Raw genomic sequence first — 362 nt, forward strand, 5'->3', positions numbered from 1 at the left:
GTCGCCGACACCGGGGACGGCTTCGACCAGGCCGACGCGCAGCGGCTCTTCGACCGGTTCCACCGGGGCACGAACGCCGGGGAGCGCCGCTTCGGGCTGGGGCTGGCCCTGCTGCGGGAGGTCGTCACCAGTCACCACGGCACGATCGAGGCCCAGGGCCATCCGGGCCGGGGCGCGACCTTCACGGTGCGCCTGCCCTCGACCCGCGAGTGAGGCCAGGCTCCGCGAACTCGCGCCGACGACGCCTCGTCACCGCTCGGCCGCCGGGGTGTCCGGGTCGCCGGCCACACCCGCTGCGGCCGGCAGCCCGATGTCACCCGATGGGCTCGACGGGCAGCAGCGGGCGCATGAACGTCCGCTCG

General features: G+C 76.0%; 1 protein-coding gene. It reads left to right on the top strand.

The annotated features are described in order from the left end of the window. Window positions 1-213 (top strand): ATP-binding protein (locus ACLQ29_RS35470; protein WP_425775715.1); only part of this gene is annotated, 213 nt, incomplete at its 5' end. Window positions 214-362 lie beyond the last annotated feature (149 nt).

The organism is Micromonospora sp. DT228 (assembly GCF_049841595.1).
Classification (GTDB): Bacteria; Actinomycetota; Actinomycetes; order Mycobacteriales; family Micromonosporaceae; genus Micromonospora.